The organism is Deltaproteobacteria bacterium (genome assembly GCA_016219225.1).
Lineage (GTDB): Bacteria > Desulfobacterota > RBG-13-43-22 > RBG-13-43-22 > RBG-13-43-22 > RBG-13-43-22.
Genome location: JACRBX010000202.1, coordinates 1 through 22,794 on the forward strand (window position 1 = coordinate 1; position 22,794 = coordinate 22,794).

A 22,794-nucleotide genomic window follows, 5' to 3' on the forward strand; every position below is an offset into this window, starting at 1 on the left:
GAACCGGATGGGAGGCATCGCCGATTTCATCCAATAAAAGGGTCCCTCCATGGGCCTCGTCAAAATAGCCGGTTCTTCCCTCGACCTTGGCGCCGGTAAAGGCCCCCCGCTCATATCCAAAGAGTTCACTTTCTATCAGGGGGTCGGGAATGGCCGAACAATGTACATCCCCGAAGGGTTTTTCCGCCCTTCGGCTGGACTGATGGATGGCCCGGGCCAGGAGTTCCTTGCCCGTGCCGCTGGCTCCCAAGATCAGAATCGGATCATCCGTACGGGCCGCTTTCTGAGCGGTTAAAAGAGCCGTTTTGAACTTGGGGTCTTCGCCGATCAATTGATCAAACCCGGTTGGAGGTGCCTTCTTAATATTTTGATTTCGCTTTTTTCCCATGATGCCTGCCCGGAGATTTTGTATATAAGTTATACAATTCGAAGCAATATGGCAATAAAAATTGGCGGAATGGTTTAAAAAATGTATATAATTTAAACAATATTGATGGTCTCGTAAAAACTCGTCATTCCCGCGCAGGCGGGACTCCAGGCTATTTATAACTAATTAAAACACTGGATTCCCGTTTTCACGGGAATGACGTAAAACGGCGCTTTTGGACTTTTTACGAATGCATCAATATTAATTCTTTTTGCGTTCTTAACGGCATTACGATGGGCGAGATTTTCTTTTTAAGGGCCTATTGTCTTTTAAAATGTATAATTTTTTGCACACATCTAATGGTCTGTTTGGTTAATCCGTTTCTGGTTTCTAACTAAAATTCGACCGCCAATAATGAATAATCTAAAAAAACAAGATGATAGATATTTGAAGAAGGGAAAAGAGAGGGTATTGATTAAAATGGTATCACCTTTGCATGAAAGTATTCTTAATAAAATTTCAAAAGGGAAACAGGCTTTCCCGGAACCGTTCCCTGGCAGTCTTCACCGGGGATAAAATCACGCTTTTCCAAAAAATGACCCTTCAGCAATCAACGATCGGAATAGAGTGATCTTAAAATGATAGACACAAATTCCATTTTTTCTCCACGAGTTGGTTTTAAGGACTTAAAAAAAGGGGCTTACAGCCCGATTCCATTTCCCGTTTCTTGATCCACTTAAAAAGTAAATAAACAAAGTCGATAAATAAATTATTGACTTCTTTTTCAAAATTGATTATATCGGTCGCCAGTCGACAGTCTACAAAAAAGCATAAAGGATGGCGAATATGACAAGGGCACTGGAAGGAATCAGGGTTCTGGATCTGGGCAGCTATGTGGCCGCTCCCTATTGCTGTATGCTCCTGGCCGACCATGGGGCGGAGGTGATCCGGGCCGAACCGCCCGGGGGTAAGGTGGACCGGGAGTTGGGGCCCTTTTCTTCGGAGGGCCAGCCTATCACCTATGGGTTGACCGTTCAGCGGAATAAAAAGAATATTACCCTGAATTTAAGATCCGAAAGAGGAAAAGGTCTCCTCGAAGAGTTGGTTAAAAAAATGGATGTCCTCGTGCATAACTACCCCATGGGATCACAAGAGGCCGCCTTGCTCACCTATAAACGATTGAGCGGTATCAATCCGGCTCTGGTGGTGACGGCTATCTCTGGCTTCGGGCAAACCGGCCCTTATGCCGAACGGCTTTGTTTTGATTCCATTGCCCAGGCCATGTCCGGCTATATGAGTTTCTCCGGTTATCCGGGATCCCCGCCGCTCAAGGCCTCCCTGCCATTTATAGATTACAATACGGCCGCCCGGGCCGCCCTGGGGACCATGCTGGCCCTCTTCGAGCGCAAAACCAGCGGGCAGGGGCAACTGGTGGATATCGCCCTCTTCGATGTAGCCTTTTCCATAACCGCCGCATCGGGCTGCGCCGCTGAATATAAGATGCTCGGGGAACTTCGAAAGCAAATCGGTAACTGCGGGTTTTATGCCTATGGCGGTAGTTGCCGGGCCAGGGACGGTTACCTGATGATCAACATCATCGGCAACAATATCTGGCGTCGTATATGCCGGGTTATGGACCGGGAAGATTTGATTTCCGACCCCCGTTTTAAGGATAACCTGAGCCGCTACCGGAACTATGAGTCGATCGATGTTATTTTAAACGAATGGATTAAAGAAAAGACCGTTGCCGAAGCCCGGCAGAACCTGGAAAAGGCCGGTGTCCCTTGCGGTCCGGTTAATGATGTTCCGGGGTCTCTGGAGGTGCCGCAGGTGGAAGCCCGGGAAATGCTGGTGGAAGTCGATTATCCGGGCACTGGTAAGGTGCCGGTACCCGGGGTGGATATCAAGCTGTCGAGGACTCCCGGACAGGTGGCCAAACGGGCCTCTTTTCTGGGAGAGGACAACGAGGCCGTTTATTGCGGACTTCTCGGCTATAAGCCGGATGATCTCTTAAGGTTCGAACAGGAAAAAGCCATCTGAATTTATCTGTTGTGGGTTGAGCGTTAAGAAAATAAGGAGGCATTATGAAAAAGGGAAGAACTATTATTGGGTTACTGGGTATTTTTTTGTCAGTATTTCTTATCGGAACCCCCGACCTCATGGCCCAAAGCCCCAAGGGTTTAAAAATCGGGGTCTCAACCACTTTAACCGGGCCGGCCTCCTTTATAGGATGGCATGATAAAAATGGGGCCATCCTGACGGCCGAAGAGATTAACGAACGGGGAGGGGTCACCATAAAAGGGGAAAAGCATAAGGTCGAATTGGAAATATTTGATAACGAGACCAAGCCTGCTAAGGCCGTGGAAGGGATGCGTCTGTTTGCCGAGAAGGGCATCCATATCTCCCTCGGACCTCAATTGACCCCCATCACCCTGGCCTCCCTGAAATTCAACGAAGAGCTGAAGATCATCTTTGCTTCTTATAATACCACTCCTGAAGTCTTCGAACAGGGTAATAAGCTCCTCTTAAGCGCTACAGCCAACCAGAAATGGACCATGGGCTTGAGCACCTATACTGCCGCCAAAATATTGAAGGTGAAACGAGTGGCCCTTCTTCTGGATACCACCGGATTCGGGAGGTCGGTGGAGAAGCGCTTCAGCGAGTATTTTAAAAAATTCGGCGGAGAAGTGGTGGCCGTGGAGTGGTATGATATGGGTTCTACGGACTTCTATCCTCAGCTCACCCGGCTGAAGGCCAAAAATCCGGATGGAATCCAAATCGGTGGGGCGGCAGCCGAGGTGGTAACCCTCATCCGTCAGGCCCGGGAGGTCCTGGGGAAAAAGATTTTGATCCTGGGATCGGATTATGTCAAGTTCGATCAATTGAAAAAAGCCGGCCTGGAGGTGTCTGAAAACACTTTAATCCCCCTCTCCGGGTTCCATATCATCGACAATAAGGCCCATAAGGAATTTGTCAAGAAATATAAAGACCGTTTTGGTTCCGAACCGGAGACCTATGCCGCATTAGTCCGTGACGAAATGCTTTATTTGACCCGGGCGGCGGAAATCGCCGGAACGGCCACGGATGCTTTTAAGATTCGAGAGGCCGTGGACAAGGCCATCGTCGAGCTGGATTCCCAGGGGAGGCTCATATCCGGGGCCCATGGCGGGTTTTTGCCCTCAGGGCTGGCCAAGAATTATTATATCAGCTCCAACCTGCTGCAGAACGGTAAACTGGTTCGTATCAAGACCATTTCCAGCCTGAAGGAAATCGGGGTGGAGTAGGGGCCAAATGGGAACAGCCATCTTTCTGCAACAGGTGATCAACGGATTGGTGGTCGGGTCGATTTATGCCATGGTGGCCCTGGGTTTGACCCTGATATTCGGCATCCTGCACATCGGCAATTTTGCCCATGGACAACTCTACATGCTCGGCGCCTTTGCCACCTATTGGATGGTCACGCTCTGGGGATGGAATATCTGGCTGGCTATGCTTGCGGCCATGGGACTCATGGCCCTTTTGGGCATCATTCTGGAGCGCATGGTCTTCCGGCCGGTCCATTCCGCCCCCCATATCAACGGGCTTATTGTCGCCCTGGGGCTCTTCATTGTCCTGGAGAATCTGGCTTTTATTCTCTGGGGCGGCGAAGAACGCATGTTGCCCTCACCCTATGCCACCAAAACAATTTCCTTCCTGAGCCTCACATTAACCATCCAGCGTCTCCTGGTCTTCATCGTAGCCGTTCTTTTGATCTTCTTACTTTACCTGTTTATTCAGCGAACCAAAATGGGTAAGGCCATCCGGGCCGTGGCCCTGGATTCCGAGGTGGCTCGATTGATGGGTATCCCGATCCATCGTATCTCGGCTACGGTCTTTGCCGTCAGTTCGGCCCTGGCTGCGGCCGCCGGGGCCCTGGTCGGGCCGATTTTTTCGGTTTTTCCGGCCATGGGCTTGAGTCCTATCCTCAAGGCCTTTGTGGTGATCGTCATCGGAGGCATGGGTTCCATCCCGGGGGCGATTTTTGGCGGGTATGTTCTGGGCATAGCCGAAAGCCTGGGCGCCGGCTACCTTTCCTCCCAGTATAAAGACGGGTTCGCTTTTTTGGCTTTGATTGTGGTCCTGATGATTAAACCCACCGGGTTATTCGGAAAAAAAGAGGGATAAGGATTTTTATGAAAAACAAGATCGGTTTGGTAACACTTCTGACGGCGCTGGTTATTTTACCTTTTTTCCTCTCCAAGACGCTGCTCCACCTGGCCGTTATCATCGAAATTCATGCTATTCTGACCCTGAGCCTGTGCCTGGTGGTGGGCTATGTGGGACAACTTTCCCTCTGTCATGCCGGGTTCTATGGCATCGGGGCCTATACCTCGGCTCTGTTGACCTTTGCCCATTGGCCCTTCTGGATAACCCTGCCCCTATCCGGGGTCGTCAGCGGTCTCTTCGGCCTTTTCGTCGGCTTTCCTTCGCTCAAAACCAGGGGGATCTATTTTTCCATCACTACCATGTCCTTCGGGGTGCTTATCGCCATGGTGTTGAATAACTGGATCTCCCTGACCAACGGTCCGGACGGGTTATCGGGGATCAAAAGTCCGGAGCCCATCTCCCTTTTTAATGGGGCAGCCCTGTCTTTTAAGAATCCTATCCATTATTATTTTCTGGTGGGCTTTTTCCTGTTGTTTACCGTCCTGGTCATCAGTCGCCTTTTACGGTCCCGGGTCGGACGGGCCTTTATCGGGGTTCGGAACAACGAGACCCTGGCCTGGTCCCTAGGTATTAATTCGATGCGCTACAAATTGACTGCCTTTATTATCGCTGCTGTTTTTGCCGGATTGGCCGGAAGCCTGTATGCCCATTATCTGCGTTATATCTGCCCGAAGGATTTCGGACTTCACGAATCCTTCGACATGCTGGTCATGGTGGTGGTGGGTGGGGCCCAGACCCTTCTGGGGCCCATAGTCGGTGCCCTGTTTGTTCTGGGCCTGCCTAAATTTTTCGGATTTGAACCGGTCTACGGACGGGTGGCCTTCGGCATCATTCTGATTATGGTCATGATCTTCATGCCCCGGGGCATCGTAGGAAAATGGCAGGAGTATTTTAAGTCATCCAGAGGATAATTAAATGAACATCCTTGAAATGGAAGAGGTCTGTAAATCTTTCGGTGGATTAGCTGCCGTAACCAAACTGAATTTTTCCCTTTCCAGTCCTCAAGAAATTTTGGGCCTTATCGGGCCCAATGGGGCCGGTAAAACTACGGTCTTTAATCTGATTACCGGGCTTCACCATCCCACGAACGGGAAGATCCGGTTCAAGGGGCAAGAGATCGGAGGGGAAAAACCCTACCGGATAGCCAGGCAGGGAATCTCCCGAACCTTCCAGACCACCTCCCTCTTTTTTGAGGAAACCGTTTTAACCAATATGTTGATTTCCCGGCATTGCCGCTTAAAATCAGGGCTTTGGGGGGCACTGGCTATCCCAGGTGCGACGAGAGAAGAAGAGCGAAAAGCCTTTGAAAAGGCAGGAGAGATCCTGGAAGATACCGGCCTCGGGTCAAAGGCGAAAGATTATCCCCATAATCTGACTAATGCCGAGCAGCGCATGCTGATGATTGCCATGGCCCTGGCCACGGACCCGGCCCTTATCCTTCTCGATGAACCTTTTGCCGGAATGAGGCACCATGAGACGGAAGTCCTTATGGAGTTGGTTCGAAAAATCAGCGGCTGGGGGATCGCCACGATTCTGATCGAGCACGACATGAAGGTGGTCATGAATATCTGTGATCGCCTTGTGGTCTTGAATTTCGGGACAAAGATCGCTGAAGGCACACCTGACGAAATCAGGACCAACCCCCAGGTGGTCGAAGCCTACCTGGGCAGGAGAAGCCATGCTTAAGATTAGAAGTCTATCCGTCCATTACAGCAATATCCAGGTCTTGAAAGAAGTATCCCTTGATATCGAGGCCGGGGAGATCGTCGCCTTCATCGGGGCCAATGGGGCGGGGAAAACAACCACCCTGAAGGGCATCTCGGGCCTGAAAGGGATCTCCTCCGGGACCATCGAATTCTTGGGACAGGAGATCAATAGCCTGTCGCCCGAAGCGATCGTCCGGAAAGGCATTGCCCACTGCCCGGAGGGAAGGCGGATTTTTTCCGAACTCACGGTGAAGGAAAATCTGGAGATAGGGGCCTATTGCCGGAATGACCGGGCCGGCGTTTCTCAGGATATGGAAGAGGTCATGTCTTTTTTCCCGATTCTCAAAGAGAAACAGGCCCAGTCCGGAGGGACCCTTTCCGGCGGCCAACAGCAGATGCTGGCCATCGCCCGGTCCCTGATGGCCCGCCCCAAACTTCTGATGCTCGACGAACCTTCTCTGGGACTGGGACCGATCATCGTGGATGAAATTTTTTCCATCATCCACCGGATCAGTCAGCAAGGAACCACCATTTTGCTTGTGGAGCAAAACGCCCGAATGGCCCTGGAATTGGCCCATAAGGCCTATGTCCTGGAAACGGGGGCCATAACGCTCCAGGGAAAGGCCTCCGAACTGATTGATAACGACCATGTCATCAAAGCCTACCTGGGGGGATGAAACGAAGGGAAAGGCTGTTGCGGGTTAAGAAATCAAAACCATTTCACACCCAACGTACAACACGCAACTCGATAATTTAGGAATTTGCATTTGGACACAGATGAACACAGATTACCAGGATTTAACTTGAAAAAAGTTTCAAGTTTCAAGTGGCAAGATTCAGGTTGCAGGTTTTCGCTTTGAGCTTTCAGCTTTGAGCTTATTTCTTGAACCTGCGGGTATCGACGAAAATCTGCGTCCTAATTTATAATGGGTTACAGAGATATTTTAACTGTCTATGGTTTCATTGAAGAGGATTGCATGGTTGATCAAGGGCTAACCGGCATTAAAGTACTCGATCTCACCTGGCACATTGCCGGACCTTATTGTACTAAATACATGGCCGATTCCGGGGCCGACGTCATCAAGTTGGAACGGCCGGGTTCCGGAGACCCGGCCAGGAACCTGCCCCCGTTTTTTAAGGATGATCCGCATCCCGAGAAAAGCGGTTTGTTTTTGCATCTGAACACCAATAAACGGGGCATCACACTCAACCTGAAGACGGAGACGGGCCGGACCATTTTCAAGGAACTGGTTAAGGATTCGGACCTGCTGGTGGAAAGCTTCCGTCCCCATGTCATGCCGGACCTGGGACTCGGTTATGAGGTGTTGGAAAAATTAAATCCCAGGCTGATTATGGTTTCCATCTCCAGTTTCGGACAGACCGGACCGTATAAAGAGTTCAAGGCCACGGACATGATTATCTATGGCATGGGCGGGGCCATGTTCTGGACCGGTCTTCCGGAACGGGAGCCTTTGCGCCTCGGGGGTACGGTGACCTCCTGTCAGGTGGGGGTCATGGCGGCCACGGCCGCCATGCTGGCCCTTTATGGGGCGGAAAAAAGGGGCTATGGAGAGCATATTGATGTCTCGGCTTATGAGGTAACCCGGGGGGACATCGACCGGGCCTCAACGGACCTGACGGCTTATCAGTATTGCGGCGACTATGATGAGAGGCAGGCCTCCGGAACCATTCAGTATCCCTATGGCGTCTATCCCTGCAAGGACGGCTTTTTTGATCTGGCCGGAGGCGGCGTGGTCTTCTTTCCCAGGGTAGCCCGTATGCTGGGACGGCCCGAACTTACCCGGGATTATGGCACGGCCGAAGCCCAGGCGGACGGGCAGCGCAAAGAGGAGTTCCTTTCAAGTATCTTCCAGCCCTGGTTGATGGAGCGCACCCGGAATGAATTATGGGCAGCGGCCCAAAAGGCCAATATCCTGAGCGGCCCCATTTTTAATTCTGAGGATCTCCTGGAAGACCCGCACTACCGGAAGAGAAATTATTGGCAGGAGATAGAGCACCCTGTAACCGGCAAGCTCCTTTATCCGGGGGCCCCTTACCGTGCTGAAGGGATGGCCTGGGATATTAGAAGTCCGGCGCCGCTTCTCGGCCAGCATAACGGGGAAGTCTTCGGAGCCATGGGGTATTCGGAAGAGGAAATAACGAAGCTTAAAGAGGATGGGGTCATTTAGACAGTATTTTGGAAACAGCCGAGGGCGGCTGTTCTACATTAAAAAATTCTATATTCGCACTAAGCCCTCATGTCCGCGTGAGCACCACGAAGCATGAAAAAACCGAATTTTTAATTTCGAATAATGAATATCGAAGGAGAGTTTCTTTAAAATTCCGAAATCCGAAATCCGAAATCGAAAATCGGATTCAATTTTCGAACTAAGGAGATTATATAATGGAGGGGTTGTATCTTGAAGGAATAAGGGTGGTGGATATCACCGTGGTCTGGGCCGGACCCTATGCGACGCAGATTCTGGCCGACTGGGGGGCGGAGGTCATTCGGATAGAGTCCTGTCAGCACTGGATGGTCCATACCCGGGGCACCCAGGCCAGGCCGCCGCAGGATACCATAAACCGCCAAACCTCTTTGCCCTGGTATCGGGGATATCCGGGATGGAAGGCCCACCCCAGGTCCTGGAACCGATTTCCCTGGTTCAATACCCATGCCAGAAATAAGCTTTCCATGACAGTGGATCTAAGCCGGCCGGAAGGGATGGATATATTCTGGAGGTTGATCGGGGAAGCGGATATTTTTATAGAAAACAACTCACCGGATACCCTGGATAAAATGGGCATTACCTATGAAAAGCTCCAGGAACAGAAACCGGATATCATCATGATCCGGATGCCCGGCTGGGCCCTGAGCGGGCCCTACCGGAATTATCGGGCCTTCGGATCGCACATGGAACATACCTGCGGTCATAGCGCTATTCGGGGCTACAGGGATTTGCCACCCACCTCGCTGACCAGTGCCTTTCACTGCGATGCGGTTTCCGGGGGCACCGCTGCCTTTGCCGCGGTGATGGCCCTGCGTCAAAGGGATCGCACCGGAAAGGGGCAGCTTATCGAGATACCCCAGATTGAAAGCATGATTCCTCAAATGGGGCAGTCTATCATGGATTACACCATGAACGGCCGGGTGCAGCAGACGGTCGGAAACTGGGACCCCTCGCTGGCCACGGCCCCCCATAATTGTTACCGCTGCCAGGGGGATGACCGCTGGATCAATATCACCGTCACCTCGGAAAAGGAATGGCAGGCCCTTTGCCGGATTATGGAGGATCCTCCCTGGACCCGGGAGGATCGCTTTGCCGATGCCCAAAGTCGTGTCAAAAATCAGGAGGCCCTGGACGGGTTGGTGGAAGAATGGACGATCCGGCAGGATCCTATAATGCTGATGCACCGGCTTCAGGCAGCCGGGGTCCCGGCCGGTGCGGTCTTCAATGCCGAAGATGCCTATAAGGATCCCCAGCTTGATGAGCGGGGTTTTTTCCAGCCCTTGACCCAGGAAGACTGCGGCACCCATCTCTATCACGGACTCGACTGGAAGGCCTCCAAAACGCCCAATGCCTTGCGCTTGCCCCCATGCCGGCTGGGAGAGCACAACGAATATGTCTACAAAAAGGTCATCGGCGTCTCGGACGAGGAATACGCCCGGTTGGAAGAGGAAGGCCATATCGGGATGGATTTCATCCCATCCATTCCCTGACCGGAAAGTTAAAAAAACAGCATTCGGGGATCGGGGGTCGGGGGTCGGGGATCAGGGATCAGGGATCGGGGATCTGTTGAAGGAAAGTTTCAGGGTTCAAGTTGCAAGTGGGACTTGACAACCCTGTGAAAAGTCCCCAATGCCGTCACCCCGGCGAAAGCCGGGGTCCGGAAGTAATTGAATGCCCTGGATTCCGGCTTTCGCCGGAATGAAGTTTCGCGGGGTTCGGCGATTTTTTACGAATTGAACGGACTTAAATTGTGAAAGAGGGGATTTTTTAACTTGACAATTGTCGACAATCGTAATATTGACTTTACTAAAATCTACAAAACCCCTAACGAGGAAGTCATCATGTTAAAATCCTGTAAGCCGGGATCGATTGTCGAGCAGATTTACAAGGCCCTTTGCGAAGGCATCATGGACGGTTCTCTGGCCCCCGGGCAGTCCCTGAGAGAGCAGGAATTGCAGGAGCACTTCGGGGTCAGCCGGGCCCCCATCCGGGAGGCCATTCGTTTGCTGGAAGCCGACCGTTTAGTAGTAGTCAGTGCCTATAAAAACAAGCATGTCCGTAAAATCACCCGGGAGGATTTATTGGAAACCATTCCGGTCCTGGCCCGCCTGGAAGGGGGCGCGGCTTTTTTAACCTTGCCCCGGATCGGTCCTGCTCAGCTCGAAGAATTTCAACAGATCAACGAGGAGCTGAAAAGAAGTTACCGGGTCAAAGATATTACGGCCTGCATTGAACAAAATTTCAATTTTCACCGTTTCTATGTCAGGGCCTGCGAGAATCAGACCCTTAGACAGGCCATCCGTCCCATGATGAAACGGGTGATCGGGTTGTGGGTCTCCTGTCTATATAACCAAACGCCGGAATTATTCAAAACCACCATAGCCGAACATGATCAGGTTCTTAAAGCCTTTGCCAAAGGGGATGCCGCGGCGGCGGAAACCAGCGTCCGCAAACATATCGAGAGTCTACTGGCCCGGGTGTTGAAGGCCTCGGTTTTTGATGAAGAGGGTAATTTCCAGATCCTAAGCCAATAAAAAAATCCAACCCGCCAATTTGCAAACAGGCAGGAGCCCATATTGTGAATGTAGGCAGTTTTCTTGATTTTTCAGCGGCACGCTTTCCGGATAAAACGGCACTGGTATTTAAAGATACCCGCTTAACCTACCGACAATTGCGTAAACGGGTACTCAGATTGTCTTCGGCCTTAGGCCGTCTCGGCCTTGAAAAAGGGGACCGTGTTGCCACGGTCATGTGGAATTGCAGGGAGATGCTGGAAATCTATCTGGCGGCCGTCACTGTCGGAGCCCTGTTCACCCCCCTAAATTTTCGTGCCAGCCCCAAAGAGCTGGCTTTCCTGTTGGCTGATTCGGAGCCGTCGGTTTTGTTTGTGGATGAAAAATGCCGGGAGGCAGTACTTGCTGCCATTACAGATCCCCGCTTGTTTGAGCGATTATATGGCACCTCACCTTCCTCACCGGATTTGAAACTGTATGAGAATTTGATTGAATCTTCTTCCCTGATGGACCACGCGGTTTCAGTCAGCGGTAATGATCCCTGCCAATTGCTCTATACTTCGGGCACCACGGGGCGTCCCAAGGGGGTTCTTTTATCCCATGATAATGTCTGCTGGAATTCCGTCAATATCGGCGCCGCCAGGCAAGACAGGGAATCGGATGTCGTCTATGTGGTCGGTCCCCTGTTTCACAGCGCCGCCCTGAACAGCATCTGCACCGCCCGCTTGAGCCGGGGTACCACCATCATCCTCCATGAAAGATTCGACCTGCAATACCTGATGGAAGATATTGAACGGGAAAAGATCACCTTCATATCGGCCCCCCCGACGGTGTTTATGATGTTGATGGAAAATTGCCGTCCTGGCGATTATGACACCTCGTCGGTCACCTCAATTACTTCAGGCGGTGACGCCCTGGGTGTGACGGCCCAACAGGCCCTTCGGGAATATTTCCCCAACTTTAAAGGAATCCATAATATTTACGGACTGACGGAGGGGGGGCCGAATTTAACCTGCCTCCCGGCCGAACAATCGATGGCCAAGTGCGGCAGCATCGGACTGCCTCTTCCCTTCCTTAAATTGAAACTCTTTGATGATCAGGATAACGAAGTCCCCAAAGGACAGATCGGAGAAATCGTTGTCCAGGGACCCAATGTCATGAAGGGGTATTATCACCAGCCGGAAGCTACGGCCGAAGTCTTGAGAAATGGCTGGTTACACACCGGCGATTGTGCCTGGGAGGATGAGGAAGGCTTTCTCTTTTTGTCCCACCGTAAGAAGGACATCATTGTCAGCGGAGCGGAAAATATCTCCAGCCGGGAGGTGGAAGAGGTCCTGGCCAAACATCCCGATATTTTCCGGGCCGCTTGTTTCGCCGCCCCCGATGCCAAGTGGGGTGAGCGGGTGGTGGCTGCCATCATACCCCGGGGGAAGCGGGAACCGACTCTTGACGAAATAAGAGAGCACTGCCGAAAAGACCTGGCCGGTTATAAACTTCCCAAAGAAATAATGGTTGTTGAAGAATTTCCGGAAACCGGTCTGGGTAAGGTCAAAAAGTTCGAGCTTAAGAAGATGTATCTGGCAGGTCGAAAGTGAAAGAATTAGGCGGGGAGTATAAAAAAAATTTTTGAGGAGGCATCAAATGAAGGGAATCCTGAAAGGTGCGGTAGTTGTTTTCTGGTGTTCGGCATTATTTTTTATCTTTCATAGTAAGGCTGTGAGTCAGGAGATCAATATCGGCTTTACCGACCCCTTGACCGGACCGGCGGCTTATATCGGGATCGACGCCATGCACGGGGCCATGATTGCCGCCAAGGAGATCAATGACGCCGGCGGGGTATTAGTGGCCGGGAAGAAGTATAAGGTAACGATCCGGACCTATGATGATGAAGGGGTCGGGGCCAAGGCCGTAGCCGGGATGCAACGATTGAAGGACAAATATGAGGTCCCGGTGATTATTCAAAACATCAGCGGTTCTATCATGGCCATGCTGGAAAAAAACGAGAAGATGGGCGTTTTGCTGATCGGTTTTTTCAGACATCCCCAGGCCACCAAGGTGGGTAACAAGTTGGTCCTGCGCCATCAACAATCCATCGAGGAAGATGCCATGAGCCTGGTCAAAGAGACCATGAACTTATTGAAAGTCAAGACCTATGCCATGATTTCCGATGTAAGCGATTACGGCAAATCCTCGGCCAAGGCCTATCAGGGGGCCTTTGATAAATTGGGGATCAAGATAGTGGCTAATGAGTGGCTGGATCAACGCACCCAGACCGATTTTCGGGGGCAACTGACCAAGATCAAGGGCGCTAACCCCGATGTGATCATGCTTTCGGCCTATGATGAAGCAGCGGCCGGGGTCATCAAACAGGCCCATGAGCTGGGGATCAAGACCCCCTTTGCCGTTTCCACAGGCTTCCAGGCCATGGGCGAGAAACTGACGGGACCGGATATAATTGAAGGCTATTTAAAACCCCTTTCCTATTATGCCCAACTTCCTCCGCCACCGGGTGTGACCCGTTATAAGAGCCAATTGTATCCGGCCATGGGATACAAGGAACCGATCAGCATGTACGGTATGGCTTGCTACTCCATGGTCCATATTATCACCCAGGCCATGCAAAAGGCCGGTACGACTACCGACGCGGTTAAAATACGTCAAGCCGCTCCCACGATTTTTCCGATTAATGAGAACCACAATCTCTATGGAATGAAATCTTTTAAGGAAGACGGCGATGGGGTCCTGATCCTTAAAATAGGCCGGTACCAAAAAGGGAAACTGATCCCGATCAATTAGGGAAAAGAAAATTTTAAGTTGCAAGTTGCAAAATGCAGGTTGCAGATTTTCGCTTTGAGCTTATTTCTTGAACCTGCGGTTATCGGCGAAAATCGGCGTCTTAATTTACCTTAACCATTATATTTTAAAACCCTTTTCCGTGTTCGAAGATAGCCGGTCCGTGTGTGGCTGTTTCTGATCAGGGTCAGGCTTGAAAAGATAGTATAGGAGTGTAGTGGTTACAGTTGAAAATAACATAGATGATAAACAAGGCTTGCTCCCGCCCCGGGAAAGGATCCAAAAACTATTGGATCCCGGAAGCTTCTTCGAACTGGACAGGTTGGCCACCCACCATTACCGGGAATTCGGAATGGATAAAAGAGAGATTCCGGCCGATGGCGTGATTACGGGCTTCGGACGGATCAACGGAAGGAAAGTCGCGGTTTATGCGCAGGATTTTTTGGCCCTGGGCGGCACCTATGGGGAGATGCATGGAAAGAAAATCTGCGCCCTCATGGATACGGCGGCCGAAGCCGGGGCGCCGGTCATCGGCATCTGTCACTCCGGTGGACTCCGACTTCATGAAACATTAGGTCCCATGGAGATGTTCGGCCAGCTTTTTAAAAGAAACAGCCTCTATTCCGGTCTGATCCCTCAGATTTCTGTTATTCTGGGGGTGGTGGCCGGAGGTCAGGCCTATTCCCCGGGTCTTACGGACTTTATCCTTATGACCAAAGGTAGCGCCATTTATATTGCCGGGCCGGCTTTTGTCAAGGCTCAGACCGGCAGGGAGATCAGCGATGAAGAGCTGGGGGGGGCGGTGATGCACTCCAGGGTGAGTGGTGTGGTGGATGTTTTGGGAGATACCGAAGAAGAAGTCCTGCAGCAAACCAGAAACCTTTTGGATTTTCTGCCCCTGAATTGCCAGGACCCCACGCCGTACTTCCCGAATGATGACGACCCGGAGCGGTGTGAGGATGTCTTGAACCGGATCGTCCCGGAAGCATCCCATCGGCCCTTTGATATGAAGAAGGTTATAGGCCCGATCTTCGACCAACAGACCTTCATGGAAATGAAGCCCGATTTTGCCCGGAACATGATCACCGGTTTTTCCCGGCTGGCCGGACAGAGCGTCGGCATCGTGGCCAATCAACCGAACCATCTGGGAGGGGTGATTGATATTAAGGCGGCTGAAAAGGCGGCCCGTTTCGTTCGATTCTGCGATGCCTTCAATATTCCGATCATCACCTTTCAGGATTCTCCGGCTTATCTGATCGGCAAGGAAATGGAACAGGGGGGCATGATTTATAAAGGGGCCAAATTGCTTCACGCCTATGCCGAGGCCACGGTTCCCAAAATAACCATCATCGTCCGGAAAGCCTATGCCGGGGCCTATATCGCCATGGGCAGCCAGTATATCGGGGCGGATTTCGTCTATGCCTGGCCGGGGGCGGAGATCTCCAGCGTGGCCCCCAAAACGGCGGCCAGCATATTGTTCCGAAAGGAACTGGCCGAGGCCGGGGCGAATGAACAAAGAGTTGAGGCCCTTTACCGGGATTATTATGACCGCTATGTCAATCCCTTGCGGGCGGCGTCTTTGCGGCACATTAATGATATTATCGAGCCGAAAACAACCCGGCCGATCTTGATCAAATCCCTTAATTGGCTTTCAGGGAAAAAACAACCCAGGCTTCCCAAAAAACATGGTAATATTCCATTGTAAGAGGGGGTACGCGTTACGGGTTACGAGTTGGTAGTTCAAAGTTCGATCTATTGAGCTTTGATCTCCTGTAGGGTGGGTGTAACGAAGTGAAACCCACCAATAAAAAAATGAAGTGAACCCCATCAGGTTTATTGGTGGGTTCCGTTTCACTCCACCCACCCTACAAGCTTTCTCGCTAAGTCATTCCCGTTTTCACGGAAATGACGGAGAAGTTGTCGATGTGTTTTCAAAAAGCTAAACTGATACCAAATATTTTATGATTATTGTATGTTAGGTTTCTAAGGAGAGAATAAAAAATGTACTATCCACTAAGTGACGAAGTTCAGGCCCTCCGTGCAATGGCACGGAAATTTGCCAGGGCGGAAATTCTGCCCCGGGTGGCTGAAGATGAAAAGAATCATTCCTTCCAAAAGGACATCATTACTAAAATGGGGGAATTGGGTTTTTTTGGATGCCCTTTGCCGGAAGAATACGGCGGATCTAATTTGGGTTTTTTGGCCCATGCGGTCGTAACCGAAGAGATCGCCAGGGTCAGCGGGTCCATACGGGCCGCCTTTAATATGCAGACCATGGGCACGGCCCGGGAAATCTTCCAATTCGGAACAGAGTTCCAAAAGGAAAAATATATATCCAGGCTGGTCAAGGCCGAAATCCTGGGGTGTATCGGTATCACCGAACCCAACGCCGGCTCGGACGTGGGCGGGATAAAGACCAAAGCTGTCAAAAAAGGCAATACCTATATTTTAACGGGTTCCAAAAACTGGATCACCTACGCCCAGGTGGCCGATGTGGGGATTATCTATGCCTATACCGATCCATCCAGGAAATATAAGGGACTCTCCGCTCTGATCGTGGAAATGAAATCCAAGGGGGTCAGCACTGGTCCCACGGCGGAAAAAATGGGTTGGATGGCCTGCCCCACCGGGGAGATCTTTTTTGATGAAGTCGAGGTTCCGGCCGAAAACCTGTTGGGCGGACTGGAAGGAAAAGGCTTTGAGTGCGTCATGGCCGGGCTGGACAATACCCGGCTGACGGCTGCCGCCGGGGCCGTCGGGGTGAGCCAGGGCCTGATTGATGAGGCGGTAAAATATGCCCGGGAAAGAGAACAATTCGGCAACGCTATAGGAAAATTCCAGATGGTTCAGGAAGAGCTGGCCCGGATGATCGTGGAAACGGAAGCGGCCCGGTTGATGACCTACAGTTGCGCCCAGGAAAAGGATGGGGGAAATACTCATAATACCTTAGAGACAAGCATGGCCAAATACTTCGCCTGCGACGTGGCCTCCAGGGTGGCTGACGGCGCTCTCCGGATCTTGGGAGCCTATGGCTATTCCAGCGAATATGCCGTGGAAAGGCTCTTCCGAGATGCCAAACTCTACCAGATCTTAGAGGGATCGGCCAATATTCAGAAGATGATCATCGCCACCGATGCCCTGGGATACCGGAAGGCCAACCATTAAAAAATTGTTTGACAGGATAAAAAATGATTTATATGTATTTTCCAGATGATCCTGTAAATCCTGTCTAATAATGTTGTTGAATTTCAAGATCCTAAAAAGATACGGAAGGAGCTATATTCATGAATGAAAATCCAATCTTACTCGATGTGAATCAAGGCGTAGCCAGGATCACCTTGAACCTTCCGGAGGTCCGGAACGCCTTGAGTCTAGAGGTTCGGATGACCATGGCCGAAATGTTTATGAAACTGGGTGAGGATGAGGCGGTGAAGGCTATCATTCTTACCGGGTCCGGAAAGGCCTTTTCCTCCGGCGGGGATATTCGGACCATGGAAGGGGTCAATCCGGTGGCCGGCCGTCTGCGGCTGAAAAAAGGCCATATCCTGATAAAGACCATGTTGGGACTGGAGAAGCCGATCATCGGGGCTATTAATGGGGTGGCGGCCGGGGCCGGGGTCAGCGTCGCCCTGGCCTGTGATTTTATAATAGCCTCGGAAGAGGCCCGTTTTGCTGTGAGTTTCAGCAAGATAGGACTGGTGCCTGATCTGGGCCTTTTTTACCTCCTGCCTTTAAGGATCGGGGTTCCCAGGGCCAAGGAACTGATGTTTTTCGGAGACGTTATAGATCCTCACCAGGCCGAAAGCCTGGGAATGGTCAACCGGGTGGTGCCGGCGGAAAAACTGGAAGAAGAGGCCCGGGCCATGGCCCAACGTTTGGTGCAGGGCCCAGGTCAATCCTATGCCATGATCAAGTCCGCCCTGAACCACTGGCCGGCCGATCTGGATACCTTTTTGGAGATGGAATCGACCATGCAGGCCGTAGCTTTCAACAGCCGGGATTTCGATGAAGGGCGAAGGGCCTTTTTAGAGAAGAGGAGCCCGGTTTTTTGCGGTAAATAAAAGGGGCCTTGAGGCCTTTATTGAAGTTCAAAAACCTGTCCTGTCAATATTTCTTCAACCCCTCTGATACCGTTATAAATAACCCCCCCGACCAAGCCGGGGGGATTCTGAATTTAGTTTAAAGTTAAAAAAAACTTGACAAAAGATTAATAATAAATTAAACCAGTCGTCAGTCGACAGTCTACTAAAAAAGGACCTATAAACGTGCCCCCTTTAAATAAAAAAAGAGCATTCAGCCCCCAATTTTCCCTCCCTCTGGTGGAACAGATCACGGAATTTTTGACCCATGCCATTGTGGATGGTCAATTCGAAATGGGGGGGCGGCTGGTTGAAAATGAGCTTCAACGGCAATTCGGGGTCAGCCGCTCGCCGATCCGGGAATCTTTCCGCATCCTGGAAAAAAAGGGTCTGGTCACCAGCATTCCCAGGAAGGGGACGTACGTCCGGAAGATTGTCCAGAAGGACATCGAGGAGAACTTTCCGGTCAGGGCCAATCTGGAAAGCCTGGCCGCCCGCTTAGCCCTTCCCCATCTCACCCCAGAGGATATTGAAAAAATGGAAACCGCCTTTACCAGGATGGGAGAGGCAGCCCAAAATAATAATTTTAAATCCTATCTCAAGTATCACAGCGAGTACCATGATGTCTTTATAAGGGCCAGTCGAAACGATACCCTGATAGAGATCCTGGACAACCTGAGAAATCAGGCCATCTGGTTCAGGTATTCCTATCTTTATGTTCAGGAATCATTTGAATATGCCATCCAGGTTCATCGAAAGATTTTAGACTGCTTTATAAAAAAGGATGCCGACCGCCTGGAGGCCCTGGTTAAGGAGCATATCCTGATCGCCCTGGAGCGGTTTATTCAGTTTTTAAACTCTCAGAAATAAAAAGAAAGGATAGGTATGGGTAAGATCGGAATCCAATTATGCGGCAGTTATTTGCCCAAGTATAGAATAGATCGAAATCTTATCGCAGCCAGTTGGGGCCGCTCCTCCCTGGGTGGGGAACGAACCGTGGCCAATAATGACGAAGATGCCATTACCCTGGCGGTCGAGGCGGCCCGCAATTGCCTGCATGGCGACAGCCTGGAAAAAATTGACGGACTATTTTTTGCTACCACCAGCGCTCCCTATAAAGAAAAGATGAATTCGGCGGTTATGGCCTCGGCCCTGGATCTGAACCGGGAACTGGTGACGGCCGATTTCGGTTATTCCTTACGAGCAGGCACCGGGGCCTTGAAAGCAGCCTTGGATTCAGTCCGGTGCGGTTCGGCCCGAAGAGCTTTGGTCACTGCTGCCGACTGTCGACTGGGCTACCCCAGGTCGGACCAGGAGCAGAGTTTCGGGGACGGGGCGGCGGCTGTCTTAATCGGAGACCAAGATCTTCTGGCAACCCTTGAGGGGGAATACTCGATCTGTAATGAAATGCATGATGTCTGGAGAAATCCGGAAGATACCTTTGTCCGCACCTGGGAAAGCCGCTTTATCCTGGGTGAGGGTTATACCAATACCATGAGCGAAGTCGTCCGGGGGATTTTAAAAAAATATGGGCTGGAACCGAAGGACATCACCAGGGCCGTTTTCCCGGCCCCGGACCCAAGGACCCTTCAGGGGTTGGCCAAAAAATTGGGGTTTGATATGAAAACCCAGGTCCAGGACCCTTTGATTTCCTCCATAGGCTATTGTGGGGCGGCCCAAGCCTTACTGATGCTGGTGGCTGCTTTGGAAGAAGCCGAACCGGGAGATTTACTGCTGCTGGCCAATTATGCCGATGGCGCCGACGCCCTGCTTTTCAGGGCGACCGGGGAAATCGGCCAAAGGAGCAGCCAACGGAAATTGCAAACACTCCTGGAGCAAAAGTTAATGCTCTCTTCCTATGCCCGTTTCTTAAGTTATAAGGGACTGATCGAGACCCTTCCCGGGGAACCCTTTCGCCTGTTTCCATCGGCCACGGCAACCTGGCGGGAAGCCGGCAGCATCCTCAGGGGACATGGCAGCCGCTGCCAGGCCTGCGGCAAGACGACTTTTCCGATTCAACGGATTTGCTACCATTGCCAATCAAAGGATCAATTCGTAGAAGTACCCATTTCCAATTATCAGGGGGAAGTTTTTACCTTTTCATTAGATAACCTGGCCGGCCGGAGCGACGACCCGGTGGTGATCCAGACCATTGCCGATCTGGGGGAAGAGAAAGTCCGCTTTTACGGCATGATGACCGACTGTAATCCGTCGGTAGTCCAGATAGGGATGCCGGTGGAACTGACCTTTCGAAGGATTTATGACGGCATGGGCATACATAACTATTTTTGGAAATTGCGGCCGGTGAACAAGGAGGACGTGACCAATGGGTAGCATAAAAGATAAAGTGGCCATTATCGGTATGGGCTGCTCCAAGTTCGGGGAGCGGTGGGATATGGGGGCTGTGGATTTGGCCATCGAGGCGGTGTACGAGGCTTACGGCGATGCCGGCATAGAGGCCAAGGACCTGGAGGCCTGTTGGCTTTCCACCTTGATGGCCCCGGTCATCGGTGTTTCCGGTTCCCTGGCCGCCGATGGATTGAAGCTGGGGAACATCCCGGTTATCCGCAATGAAAACTGGTGTACCTCCGGACACATCGCCCTTCTGGAGGCCTGTATGGCCGTGGCCAGCGGGGCCTATGATCTGGTCATGGCCTTGGGCGTGGAGAAACTGAAAGATACGGGATTTCCCGGACTGGGTACGGGGAGGGGGATGCATCCGGTTTATGAGGCCCGCCGGACTTCTCCCGGTTCTTTTGGGTTGATTGCCGAGCGCTATTTCAAGACCTATGGAATACCCATGGAAGAGGGCAAGATAACCATGGCCAAGATCGAAGTCAAAAATCACGATAACGGCAGTCTCTGCCCCAAGGCCCATTTCAGAAACCAGATCACCGTGGATACAGTGCTTAAGGCCCCCATCATCGCCTGGCCATTAGGACTTTTTGATTGTTGCGGAAACAGCGACGGAGCGGCCTGTGCCATCATTACCACCCCTGAAAAGGCCAGGTCCTTCCGGGCCGATCCGATTTACCTCAAAGGCTTCGGTATCTCGACCGATGCCATGATTCCTCATTTCAGGCCCGATTTCAGTTGGACCAGTTTTAATGCCCTGGTCAACTCATCCCGGAAGGCCTATGAAATGGCCGGGATCAAAAATCCCCGGGAAGAACTCAGTCTGGCCGAGGTCCACGACTGCTTTTCCATTACCGAGTTGCTGATCTATGAAGATTTCGGCTTCAGTCCCAGGGGCAGGGCCAAAGAGGACGTGGACTCCGGGTTTTTTACCCGCCAGGGGGGATTGCCGGTTAATGTCGACGGCGGGTTGAAGTGTTTCGGACATCCGGTCGGGGCCAGCGGATTGCGCATGACCTATGAGGTCTATAAACAATTACAGGGCAAGGCGGATCTGCCTGAACGGCAGATCAAGAACCCCAGGCTGGGTCTGGCCCATACCTTCGGCGGACCGCCCCAGATTAGCGCCGTGGCCATTTTGGGGAATGAAAGAGGATGAAAAAAACAGGCTATGGGCAATAGGCGATAGGCAATAGGCGAGCGGGAATAAGGGTTAACAGCACAAGATATCCGGTAGGTGGGTTTTCGTTAAACCTAAAACCTTCGATCCCCCGTCCCTGCCCATAGCCTATAGCCCATTGCCTCTTGCCAAATACCTATTTCAGGAGGAAAACTTAGATGGATTTTGAAATAAGCGAAGAGAATCGGATGTTCCGGGAGGCCATCCGGGAATTTGCCGAAAGAGAGATCGTCCCTTTGGTAGATGAAGCCGAGGCGACACACACTTTTCCCATACAACTCTTTAAGAAAATGGGCGAACAGGCTTTTTTATGCCCCCGGTATCCCCTGGAGATGGGAGGGGGCGGCGGAGATAAGATCACCGAATGCATCATGGTGGAAGAGCTCTGCCGCATCGATGTGGGTATTGCCGGCAGCCTGATGGTCCAGAGTGGCTTGGCAACGGCCCCGATTTTCCGTTTCGGGTCCGAGGAACAAAAAGAGCGCTTTCTTTTGCCGGCCATTCGGGGGGAAAAGATCGGGGCTTTCGGGCTGACCGAACCGGATGTGGGCTCAGACGCTGCGGCCATAAAAACCAAAGCGGTCAAGGATGGCAATGACTATATCATCAACGGGACCAAGATGTTTATCACCAACGGGCCTATCTGTGATTACGTGATCGTGGCCGCCTATACCGATCCTACCCGGAGGGGGGAAGGGATCAACCTGTTTATCGTCGAAAAAGGCACCCCGGGATTTCTGGTTTCCCGCAAGCTGGACAAAGTGGGCAACTGCTCTGCCGAGACCGGAGAACTGGTCTTTGAGGATTGCCGGGTGTCGGCCAAAAACATGATCGGAGAAAAAGAAGGGGGCGGCTTTGCCCAGTTGGCCGATACCCTGATCTCGGGCCGCATCACTTACGGGGCCCGCTGTACCGGCACCGGGCAGGCCGCTTACGAATTAACGGCCAAATATGCCAAAGAGCGCATCCAATTCGGAAAACCGATCGGAAAATACCAGATCAACCGTTTCCGCATTGCCGAAATGGCCATGTATCTGGATATCATGCGCAGCTATACCTATCGGGTGGCCTGGATGTACGACCAGGGGAAGAAGGTCCGCAAAGAGTCCTCCATGGTTAAATTGTTCACCGCTGAAATTCTCCAGAAGATCCTGGCCGATGCTATGCAGATCCATGGGGGCTACGGCTATATGATGGAGTACCCCATTCAGCGTTTCTGGCGGGACGGACGGCTCTTTACCGTCACGGAAGGCACTTCCGAGATTCAGCATCTGGTTATTGCCAATGAGTTGGGGTTGTAAGGGATGAAATAAAGTTTGGAGTTCGGTGTTCGGAGTTCGGAGTAAAAACTGAAAAGTAATCAACAT

General features: G+C 51.6%; 19 protein-coding genes. 18 read left to right on the plus strand and 1 reads right to left on the minus strand.

Going from position 1 to position 22,794, the window contains the following annotated elements:
* On the minus strand, positions 1-388 hold a 388-nt coding region (locus tag HY879_17205), incomplete at its 3' end, for a sigma 54-interacting transcriptional regulator (GenBank protein ID MBI5605075.1).
* Positions 389-1,213: 825 nt separating this feature from the next.
* Between HY879_17205 and HY879_17210 the strand changes: the two genes are divergently transcribed.
* The 18 genes from HY879_17210 (at position 1,214) to HY879_17295 (ending at position 22,728) form a co-directional block, all read left to right on the plus strand.
* The gene (locus HY879_17210) at positions 1,214-2,407 is read left to right on the plus strand and encodes a CoA transferase (protein ID MBI5605076.1); all 1,194 of its coding nucleotides are present in this window, start codon (positions 1,214-1,216) and stop codon (positions 2,405-2,407) included.
* Positions 2,408-2,451: 44 nt separating this feature from the next.
* Positions 2,452-3,651: an ABC transporter substrate-binding protein gene (locus tag HY879_17215; GenBank protein ID MBI5605077.1), complete on the plus strand. Its 1,200-nt coding sequence runs from the start codon at positions 2,452-2,454 to the stop codon at positions 3,649-3,651.
* 7 nt (positions 3,652-3,658) lie between these two features.
* Positions 3,659-4,531 (plus strand): branched-chain amino acid ABC transporter permease, encoded by an 873-nt coding sequence (locus HY879_17220; protein ID MBI5605078.1) that lies wholly within the window; start codon positions 3,659-3,661, stop codon positions 4,529-4,531.
* 8 nt (positions 4,532-4,539) lie between these two features.
* Entirely contained in the window at positions 4,540-5,484 is a 945-nt protein-coding gene (locus HY879_17225) for a branched-chain amino acid ABC transporter permease (GenBank protein MBI5605079.1), read from the plus strand.
* Between the two features lie 4 nt (positions 5,485-5,488).
* The gene (locus HY879_17230) at positions 5,489-6,259 is read left to right on the plus strand and encodes an ABC transporter ATP-binding protein (protein MBI5605080.1); all 771 of its coding nucleotides are present in this window, start codon (positions 5,489-5,491) and stop codon (positions 6,257-6,259) included.
* Entirely contained in the window at positions 6,252-6,956 is a 705-nt protein-coding gene (locus HY879_17235; GenBank protein MBI5605081.1) for an ABC transporter ATP-binding protein, read from the plus strand. The genes HY879_17230 and HY879_17235 overlap by 8 nt, the downstream gene beginning before the upstream one ends.
* Before the next feature lie 300 nt (positions 6,957-7,256).
* The gene (locus HY879_17240) at positions 7,257-8,468 is read left to right on the plus strand and encodes a CoA transferase (protein MBI5605082.1); all 1,212 of its coding nucleotides are present in this window, start codon (positions 7,257-7,259) and stop codon (positions 8,466-8,468) included.
* A gap of 215 nt (positions 8,469-8,683) precedes the next feature.
* On the plus strand, positions 8,684-9,997 hold the full coding sequence (locus HY879_17245) for a CoA transferase (GenBank protein MBI5605083.1): 1,314 nt from the start codon (positions 8,684-8,686) through the stop codon (positions 9,995-9,997).
* 351 nt (positions 9,998-10,348) lie between these two features.
* The gene (locus HY879_17250) at positions 10,349-11,041 is read left to right on the plus strand and encodes a GntR family transcriptional regulator (protein ID MBI5605084.1); all 693 of its coding nucleotides are present in this window, start codon (positions 10,349-10,351) and stop codon (positions 11,039-11,041) included.
* A gap of 44 nt (positions 11,042-11,085) precedes the next feature.
* Complete coding sequence (locus HY879_17255) at positions 11,086-12,615, plus strand: AMP-binding protein (protein ID MBI5605085.1); 1,530 nt, start codon at positions 11,086-11,088, stop codon at positions 12,613-12,615.
* 46 nt (positions 12,616-12,661) lie between these two features.
* Positions 12,662-13,816, plus strand: coding sequence for an ABC transporter substrate-binding protein (locus tag HY879_17260; protein ID MBI5605086.1), 1,155 nt, complete (start codon positions 12,662-12,664; stop codon positions 13,814-13,816).
* Positions 13,817-14,030: 214 nt separating this feature from the next.
* Positions 14,031-15,518 (plus strand): acyl-CoA carboxylase subunit beta, encoded by a 1,488-nt coding sequence (locus HY879_17265; GenBank protein MBI5605087.1) that lies wholly within the window; start codon positions 14,031-14,033, stop codon positions 15,516-15,518.
* 296 nt (positions 15,519-15,814) lie between these two features.
* On the plus strand, positions 15,815-16,978 hold the full coding sequence (locus tag HY879_17270) for an acyl-CoA dehydrogenase family protein (GenBank protein MBI5605088.1): 1,164 nt from the start codon (positions 15,815-15,817) through the stop codon (positions 16,976-16,978).
* A gap of 119 nt (positions 16,979-17,097) precedes the next feature.
* Complete coding sequence (locus tag HY879_17275; protein ID MBI5605089.1) at positions 17,098-17,874, plus strand: enoyl-CoA hydratase/isomerase family protein; 777 nt, start codon at positions 17,098-17,100, stop codon at positions 17,872-17,874.
* Between the two features lie 204 nt (positions 17,875-18,078).
* Positions 18,079-18,762, plus strand: coding sequence for a GntR family transcriptional regulator (locus HY879_17280; protein MBI5605090.1), 684 nt, complete (start codon positions 18,079-18,081; stop codon positions 18,760-18,762).
* Between the two features lie 15 nt (positions 18,763-18,777).
* Positions 18,778-20,226, plus strand: coding sequence for a 3-hydroxy-3-methylglutaryl CoA synthase (locus tag HY879_17285; protein MBI5605091.1), 1,449 nt, complete (start codon positions 18,778-18,780; stop codon positions 20,224-20,226).
* The gene (locus HY879_17290) at positions 20,219-21,406 is read left to right on the plus strand and encodes an acetyl-CoA acetyltransferase (protein MBI5605092.1); all 1,188 of its coding nucleotides are present in this window, start codon (positions 20,219-20,221) and stop codon (positions 21,404-21,406) included. The genes HY879_17285 and HY879_17290 overlap by 8 nt, the downstream gene beginning before the upstream one ends.
* 179 nt (positions 21,407-21,585) lie before the next feature.
* Positions 21,586-22,728, plus strand: coding sequence for an acyl-CoA dehydrogenase family protein (locus HY879_17295; GenBank protein ID MBI5605093.1), 1,143 nt, complete (start codon positions 21,586-21,588; stop codon positions 22,726-22,728).
* The last annotated feature ends 66 nt before the right edge of the window (positions 22,729-22,794 follow it).

Coding starts and splice junctions, on each gene's coding strand:
- HY879_17295 (MBI5605093.1), top strand. CDS start 21,586: ATGGATTTTGAAATAAGCGAAGAGAATCGGATGTTCCGGGAGGCCATC.
- HY879_17250 (MBI5605084.1), top strand. CDS start 10,349: ATGTTAAAATCCTGTAAGCCGGGATCGATTGTCGAGCAGATTTACAAG.
- HY879_17275 (MBI5605089.1), top strand. CDS start 17,098: ATGAATGAAAATCCAATCTTACTCGATGTGAATCAAGGCGTAGCCAGG.
- HY879_17220 (MBI5605078.1), top strand. CDS start 3,659: ATGGGAACAGCCATCTTTCTGCAACAGGTGATCAACGGATTGGTGGTC.
- HY879_17240 (MBI5605082.1), top strand. CDS start 7,257: ATGGTTGATCAAGGGCTAACCGGCATTAAAGTACTCGATCTCACCTGG.
- HY879_17290 (MBI5605092.1), top strand. CDS start 20,219: ATGGGTAGCATAAAAGATAAAGTGGCCATTATCGGTATGGGCTGCTCC.
- HY879_17225 (MBI5605079.1), top strand. CDS start 4,540: ATGAAAAACAAGATCGGTTTGGTAACACTTCTGACGGCGCTGGTTATT.
- HY879_17260 (MBI5605086.1), top strand. CDS start 12,662: ATGAAGGGAATCCTGAAAGGTGCGGTAGTTGTTTTCTGGTGTTCGGCA.
- HY879_17235 (MBI5605081.1), top strand. CDS start 6,252: ATGCTTAAGATTAGAAGTCTATCCGTCCATTACAGCAATATCCAGGTC.
- HY879_17285 (MBI5605091.1), top strand. CDS start 18,778: ATGGGTAAGATCGGAATCCAATTATGCGGCAGTTATTTGCCCAAGTAT.
- HY879_17270 (MBI5605088.1), top strand. CDS start 15,815: ATGTACTATCCACTAAGTGACGAAGTTCAGGCCCTCCGTGCAATGGCA.
- HY879_17210 (MBI5605076.1), top strand. CDS start 1,214: ATGACAAGGGCACTGGAAGGAATCAGGGTTCTGGATCTGGGCAGCTAT.
- HY879_17230 (MBI5605080.1), top strand. CDS start 5,489: ATGAACATCCTTGAAATGGAAGAGGTCTGTAAATCTTTCGGTGGATTA.
- HY879_17245 (MBI5605083.1), top strand. CDS start 8,684: ATGGAGGGGTTGTATCTTGAAGGAATAAGGGTGGTGGATATCACCGTG.
- HY879_17215 (MBI5605077.1), top strand. CDS start 2,452: ATGAAAAAGGGAAGAACTATTATTGGGTTACTGGGTATTTTTTTGTCA.